7 protein-coding genes are annotated in these 6,939 nt (G+C 70.7%); 2 read left to right on the top strand and 5 right to left on the bottom strand.

Annotated elements, in window-relative coordinates:
- Positions 1 to 107: 107 nt before the first annotated feature.
- The 4 genes from AOK17_RS46275 to AOK17_RS46260 all read right to left on the bottom strand — a co-directional run bounded on the left by AOK17_RS46275 (position 108) and on the right by AOK17_RS46260 (position 3,837).
- Entirely contained in the window at positions 108 to 2,351 is a 2,244-nt protein-coding gene (locus AOK17_RS46275) for a HelD family protein (RefSeq protein ID WP_055618645.1), read from the bottom strand.
- Positions 2,352 to 2,528: 177 nt separating this feature from the next.
- On the bottom strand, positions 2,529 to 2,861 hold the full coding sequence (gene trxA / locus AOK17_RS46270) for a thioredoxin (protein ID WP_281198697.1): 333 nt from the start codon (positions 2,859 to 2,861) through the stop codon (positions 2,529 to 2,531).
- Complete coding sequence (locus AOK17_RS46265) at positions 2,858 to 3,286, bottom strand: MerR family transcriptional regulator (RefSeq protein WP_055618643.1); 429 nt, start codon at positions 3,284 to 3,286, stop codon at positions 2,858 to 2,860. Before AOK17_RS46265 ends, trxA begins: the two co-directional genes overlap by 4 nt.
- A gap of 29 nt (positions 3,287 to 3,315) precedes the next feature.
- Positions 3,316 to 3,837: an Lrp/AsnC family transcriptional regulator gene (locus tag AOK17_RS46260; RefSeq protein WP_245697858.1), complete on the bottom strand. Its 522-nt coding sequence runs from the start codon at positions 3,835 to 3,837 to the stop codon at positions 3,316 to 3,318.
- Between the two features lie 96 nt (positions 3,838 to 3,933).
- On the opposite strand from AOK17_RS46260, the gene AOK17_RS46255 reads away from it, so the two are divergent.
- A complete protein-coding gene (locus AOK17_RS46255; protein WP_245697856.1) occupies positions 3,934 to 4,848 on the top strand; it encodes an NAD-dependent epimerase/dehydratase family protein in 915 nt (304 codons plus the stop codon).
- Position 4,849: 1 nt separating this feature from the next.
- The gene (locus AOK17_RS46250) at positions 4,850 to 5,764 is read left to right on the top strand and encodes an aldo/keto reductase (protein ID WP_055618641.1); all 915 of its coding nucleotides are present in this window, start codon (positions 4,850 to 4,852) and stop codon (positions 5,762 to 5,764) included.
- 57 nt (positions 5,765 to 5,821) lie between these two features.
- Here AOK17_RS46250 and AOK17_RS46245 read toward each other — a convergent pair whose 3' ends face one another.
- Entirely contained in the window at positions 5,822 to 6,742 is a 921-nt protein-coding gene (locus AOK17_RS46245) for an NAD(P)-dependent oxidoreductase (RefSeq protein ID WP_055618640.1), read from the bottom strand.
- Between the last annotated feature and the right edge of the window lie 197 nt (positions 6,743 to 6,939).

Raw genomic sequence — 6,939 nt, 5'->3', positions numbered from 1 at the left:
GGCCGCGCAATCTTTAGCCCCTCCGGCGTTTGAGGAGCGGGGGTTCGGGGGCGGAGCCCCTGAGTCAGGGACGGGAATGGGTAGGGGCGGCGGGGGCGGAGAAAGCCTTAGGAGCTCAGCGCCTTTGCCAGTGGCTGCGGCAGCTCTCCCGTGTGCACGATCCCCAACGCCTGCGTGGCCCGAGTCAGGGCCACATACAGGTCACTCGTGCCGTACCGGGCCGGCTCGACCACGAGCACCGCGTCGAACTCCAGCCCCTTCGACTGGCGAGGGTCGAGCAGCACGACCGCACGGGTGAGGTCGGGCTCCGCCCCGGCCTCAACCCCGTCGAGCCGCGCGGCCAGCGCCACATGCAGGTCCCGCGGCGCGATCACCGCGAGCCGCCCCTCCGCGGGAGCCAGCTCCGCGACGGCCTTCTCCACGGCGCCGGGCAGCTCGGCGCCGTCGGCGGCCTCGCGCACCAAGGGGCGTACGCCCGTCGAGCGGACGGAACTCGGCGGCTCGAAGTCCACGTTCTCCGCTCGCGGGACGGCCGCCGCCACGTCCATGATCTCGGACGGGGTGCGGTAGTTGACCGCGAGGCGGGTGTGCTCCCAGCGGTCCTGGACGTAGGGGTGGAGGATGTCCGACCAGGAGCCGACGCCGGCCGCGTCGGCCGTCTGGGCGGGGTCGCCGACGAGCGTCATGGACCGCGTGGGGCTGCGGCGCATCAGCAGGCGCCACGCCATCGGCGACAGCTCCTGCGCCTCGTCGACGATGATGTGCCCGAACGCCCAGGTCCGGTCGGCCGCGGCCCGTTCGGCGGCGCTGCGGTGGTCGTCCTCCTCGTGGCGCTCGGCCATCCGCTCGGCGTCGATGATGTCGTGCGCGGAGAGAACCTCGGCGGCGTCAGGGTCACTGTCCTCCTTGTCCTCGAACTCGTACGTCCTGGAGGCGTAGGAGACGTCCAACACGCCCTGGGCGTAGGCGACTTGCTGGTTGCGCTCCCGCTCTGCCGCCGCCTTCGCCAACCGGTCGTCCTCGCCGAGGAGTTCGGCGGCCTCGTCGAGGAGGGGGACGTCGGCGGTGGTCCAGGCCCGGGTCACCGTACGGCGGATGGCGTCCGCGTCGGCCTCGGACACGTACGCGTCGGGTTCTGCCAGGAAGTCCGCGATCAGCCGACGCGGGGTGACGCGCGGCCACAACTGGTCGATGGCGGCCCAGACTTCGCGGTTCTGGGCCAGTTCGTCGCGGATCTGGGCGACGTCGCTCGGGTCGAGCAGGTTCGTGCCGTCGAAGGGGTCCGTGCCGATCCGCTCGGCGAGCATGTCGGTGAGGGTGTTGAGGATGTGGCCCTCGAAGTGCTCCCGGGCCGCGTTGTGCGGCAGGTTCACCTCGCGCGTGCGGTCACGGGCGACGCGTACGAGACCGGCGTCGAGCATCAGGATGTCCCGGTCGTGCTCGATGGCGATCACCGGGTCGGGCAGGGCCTGACGGTCGCGTACGACGGCGGCCAGGACGTCGGCCATCTCGGCGCGGCCCTTCACGGCGGCGGCCTCGGGGGTGTCGGACACGGTCGCCTTCACCCCGGGGTACAGCTCGCCGACGGTCGCGAGCAGCACGCCCGTCTCGCCGAGCGAGGGCAGGACCTCGCCGATGTAGCCGAGGAAGGCGGGGTTCGGGCCGACGATCAGGACGGCACGCTTGGCGAGCAGCTCCCGGTGTTCGTACAGGAGATAGGCCGCCCGGTGGAGCGCCACGGCGGTCTTGCCGGTGCCCGGGCCGCCCTCCACCACCATCACTCCGCGGTGCGGGGCGCGGATGATGCGGTCCTGCTCGGCCTGGATGGTCTGCACGATGTCGCTCATGCGGCCGGTGCGCGCGGAGTTGAGGGCGGCGAGCAGCACGGCGTCGCCGGTCGGGTCCTCGTGCCCGGTGCGCTGCTGGTCCCCCAGGTCGAGGATCTCGTCGTGCAGGGCGGCGACCGAGCGGCCGTCGGTGGTGATGTGCCGACGGCGGCGCAGGCCCATCGGGGTGTGGCCGGTGGCGAGGTAGAAGGGGCGGGCGACCGGGGCCCGCCAGTCGATCAGGATCGGGGTGTGCTCGGTGTCGTCGGCGCGGATGCCGATGCGGCCGATGTGGTGGGTGAGTCCCGTGGTCAGGTCGATACGGCCGAAGCAGAGCGAGCCGTCCACGGCGTTGAGCGCGGCGAGCAGGCCGGAGCGCTCGGCTACGAGGATGTCCCGCTCCAGGCGGGCCTGCCTCGGCGTGCTGCCCTGCGCGAGCGCGTCCTCCACCGAGTCCTCGGTGTCGCCGCGCAGGGCGTCCACGCGCGCGTACAGACCGTCGATGAATTCCTGCTCGTGCCTCAATTCATCGTCGGTGAATTCTGTGTGTGATCCCCTGTTTGACAATTCCGCTCCCGGCCGGATATACTGCGCCTAGTGAACTTCTTCGCGACCAACTTCCTTGAAGTCGCGAACCATTCAATATACGCAGAGAAATCCCCCGCAGGCAATTGGCCGCGGGGGATTTCTTGTTTACCCCGGCTACAGCACGTCAGCCAGTTCCTCCAGCAGCCGTCGCTTGGGCCGGGCGCCCACCATCGACTTCACCGGCTGTCCGTCGCGGAACACGATGAGCGTGGGCATCGACAGCACCCCGTACGCGTTCGTGGTCTCCGGGTTCGTGTCCACGTCCAGCTGCACCACCTTGAGCCGGTCGCGCTCCTCGGAGGCGACGGCGCTCAGCACCGGCGCGATCTGCCGGCACGGCGGGCACCAGTCGGCGGTGAACTCCACCAGCACGGGCAGATCAGCCCCGATCACCTCCGCCTCGAAGTCCGCGTCCGTCACTTCGGCCACACCAGCTGCCCTGATCACTTGAAGGTCCCTCCCAGTTCGCACACCGGCTCCGGACCGCCCGGAACCTCCGCCCCGGCCGCCAGCTCGTCCCTCGACGCCTCGGCCCGCGCCAACTGCTCGCCGACGTGCGCGCGTACGCCCTGCAACTCACCGATCAGCGCGTCGAGTTCGCCGAGCTTGCGCCGGTACACGGCGAGCGACGCCGGGCAGGAGTCGCCCTCCGGATGCCCGGCCCGCAGACACTCCACGAAGGGCCGCGTCTCCTCCAGGTCGAACCCGAAGTCCTGCAGCGTCCTGATCTGCCGCAGAAGCTTCAGATCGTCCTCGTCGTAGGTGCGGTACCCGTTGTTCCCCCGCCGCGCGGGCAGCAGCCCCCGCGACTCGTAGTACCTGAGGGTCCGCGTGGTGGTCCCGGCCCGCGCCGCCAGCTCGCCGATTCGCATGCGTACGAACGTAATCCTTGACCCCGGCGTCAAGGCAACGCCGGCGGCAGCAGCGGTTTCCGCTCCACCGGGGACGACAGGAGGATCGACGTCGTCGTACGGCCGAGTGCCGAGGTCTGTTCCAGGACCTCCTCCAGGTGGAGGGTGTCCTCGACCGCGACCTTGAGGATCCAGCAGTCCTCGCCGACGACGTGGTGGGCCTCGGTGATCTCGGGGCGGGCGAGCAGCTCCAGGGTCCTGGGGTGCTTCAGCGTGTAGCCGCCGTGCGGGTTGACGCGGATGAAGGCCTGCATGCCGTAGCCGAGGCGGGACGGCGAGACATGGGCGCCGTAGCCGGTGACGGCACCGACGGACTCCAGCCGGCGGACGCGTTCGGCGACCGCCGCCGGGGACAGCCGGACCCGGCGGCCCAGCTCGCTGAGCCTGATCCGGCCGTCGCTCTGGAGCAGCTCCAGGATCTGCCGGTCCAGGGCGTCGAAGGCCACCGACGTTTCGTTGGCGGCGGCTCGCAGATGCCGTGGTTCTTTCGGTACCGCGACCGGATCTCCCATGACTCCCCCTTCAGACCTCACTCGTACGCCGGAAGAATTATGACCACAGGGTCCACGGAACAGGACTGTGGTCAAGGGCATTACGGGAGGTGCGCCGTGCGCGAGGTGTGTGTCATTGGCGGAAACCGGTATTTCGGCAAGCGGCTGATAGCGAGGCTGATGGCCACGGGGGACAGGGTCACCGTCATCAATCGCGGCTCGTCGGCACCTCCCCCGGGAACGATTCATCTCGTCGCCGACCGCAATGACGAGAATTCCCTTGAGAATGCGCTCGGTTCACGGACCTTCGACGTCGTCGTCGACCAGGTCTGCTACACACCGAGACAGGCGGAGATCGCCCGCCGGGTCTTCGCTGGACGTACACGCCGCTATGTGATGACCTCGACGGTCGAGGTGTACGAGTACGAGGACTCGGCGGAGCTCGTGAGCGAGGACGCCGTGAACCCGCGTACGGTCCCCGTCGATCTCGAACTCCCCTGGGACGACCCGGAGTTCCTCGACACCCACTACGGCGAGGGCAAGCGGCAGGCCGAGGCGGTCTTCGCGGCCGATCCCGAATTTCCGTACGTGGCCGTGCGGGTGGCCCATGTGCTGGGCGGGGACGACGACTTCACCGGACGGCTCGACCACTACACCGAGCGGATCCGCGCGGGCGAGACGATCGCCGTCCCCGCCACGAACCACCCGGCGACGTACATCCACGTGGAGGAGATCGCCGACTTCCTGGCCTGGGCGGCGGGCGAGACGTTCACCGGGCCGGTGAACGCCGCGTCCCACGGGGTGCTCACCACCGGGGAGTTGTGCGAGGAGCTGGCCGAACAACTCCCGGGCGGGCGGACCGTGTTCCGGGCCGCGTTCCGGGCCGTCGAGGTCGGGGAGTTCTCGCCGTTCTCCTTCGCGCGTTCGTACGGGATGGACAACACGCGGGCCACCCGGCTCGGGTTCACCTTCGGCAAGGCGCGGGAATGGCTGCCGCGCGCGGTGGCGGAGACGCTCGGGAAGGTGAACTGACATGCGGTACCGCACAGTCGGCGGGCTGCGGGTGAGTTCCGTCGGGCTCGGCGCCATGCCGTTGTCCATCGAGGGCCGGCCGGACGAGGGGCGCGCCATGGCCACGGTGCACGCCGCCCTGGACGCGGGCGTCACGCTCCTGGACACGGCCGACTCGTACCACCTGCCCGGGGAGGAGCCCGGGCACAACGAGCGTCTCGTGGCCCGCGCCCTCGCCACGTACGGCGGCGACACGGCCGACGTCCTGGTGACCACCAAGGGTGGACGCGGCAGACCGGCCGACGGGAGCTGGACGGTGACGGGCTCTCCCCGGCACCTGAAGTCGGCGGCGGAGGCCTCGCTCAAGCGGCTGGGCGTGGAGGCGATCGGCCTCTACCAGCTCCACAAGCCCGACCCCGCCGTGCCCTTCGAGGAGTCGGTGGGCGCCCTGCGCGACCTCCTCGACGAGGGCAAGATCCGCCACGCCGGCATCTCCAACACCGACGTCGGCCAGATCCGCCGGGCCCACGCCCTCCTCGGCGACCGGCTCGTCTCGGTCCAGAACCGGTACTCCCCCGCCGTCCGGGACAGCGAGCCCGAACTGCGGCTCTGCGCCGAGCTGGGCCTCGCCTTCCTGCCGTGGAGCCCGCTGGGCGGGATATCGCGGAGCTCGCTGGACGGGCCGTCGCGGCGACTGCCGCCCGAAGACACCGGCCACTCAACGGGTCTCGATGCCTTCCACGCGGTGGCTCGTGAGCGGGGCGTCAGTCCTCAACAGGTCTGTCTGGCCTGGCTGTTGGCTCGCTCGCCGGTGGTCGTCCCGATCCCGGGCGCCAGCCGGCCCGGGACGATACGGGACTCGGCGGGCGCGGCGGATCTGGAGCTGACGCCGGAGGAGGTTGCGCGGCTGGAGGTGGAGGCGGGAGTGGGCTCCTGAGGGCGGGTCGAGCCGTGCCGTGCCGCCCTGTCCGGGAGGCCCGAACTCACGGACGGGTCAAAGGGTTTGGCTCGCCCGGTCGCCGCGTGGCATGCCTGCGTCGCCGCGTACGACTTCGATCGTGCTCGTCCAGCTGTCGGCGGCGTGGCCGAGGGTGACGGCCTTGTCGTAGACCTCCTTGATCGGGCGGAGTGTGCTCACGTCGAGACCGCGGTGTTCGGCCCACTCCAGGACGTGGCCCACGCCGGACGCCATCATGCCGAGGTTGGCCGCCTCGCCCGGGTGGCTGCCCGCGTCGACGTGCTGAGCGGCCTCGGCGGCGAGGGACGGCATGAAGGCGGTGATGGTGTCCAGGTAGGGGGCGAGATCGGCCGCGCGCACCCCGTCGGCACCGGCGAGCGCGTACGCGTGCAGCAGGCCGGAGATCGAGCCGTAGAAGTAGTCGAGCAGCGCCAGGTCGTGGACGGCGGCCAGCCCCTGGTCCTCGCCGAGGTGGGCGGGCTTGCCGCCCAGCGCCTTCAGTGCCGTCTCGTGCTTGTCGTACGCGGCTCGCGGGCCGCTGTAGAAGATCAGCGCGGGCGGCTGTCCGATCAGGTCGACCGGCACCATGATCGCCCCGTCGAGGTAGTCGATGCCGTGTTCCTGCGCCCAGGCGCCGGTCTTGCGGGCGTGTTCCGGGGTGTCCGAGGTGAGGTTGACCAGTACCCGGCCGGGGAGCTCCTCGGCGACCGAGTCGAGGACGGCGCCTGCCGCGTTGTGGTCGACCACGCAGACGACGACCAGGTCTGCGGCGCGTACGGCTTCGCGGGCGCTGGTCGCCCTTGCCGCGCCCCTTGCGACCAGGTCGTCGCCCTTGCCGGGGGAACGGTTCCAGACCGTGGTGGGGTGGCCCGCCTTCAGGAACGCGGCGGCGAGGGCCTGGCCCATGGCGCCCAGGCCCAGGACGGTGACGGGGGTCTTTTCAAGGTCATTTGGCATACGGACCATGCTGGTCCTGGGTCCAACTCCCCACAAGTACGCACTATTTGGTCAGGTACTGAGCGGGAGGTAAGTGGGTGACCCCACGGGAACCGGCTTCCGCCGCCGGGGAGGTCGATCCGGGGGGCGGGGGCCAGTGGGCGTGGCTGGGGCCGTGGTGGGCTGGTGGTGCGGTTCCCCGCGCCCCTGAGGGGCGC

Source organism: Streptomyces phaeochromogenes (assembly GCF_001418655.1).
In the GTDB taxonomy this organism is placed as follows: domain Bacteria; phylum Actinomycetota; class Actinomycetes; order Streptomycetales; family Streptomycetaceae; genus Streptomyces; species Streptomyces phaeochromogenes.
Note: the sequence above shows the minus strand (reverse complement) of the source record. Positions and strands in the feature narration are given on the sequence as shown.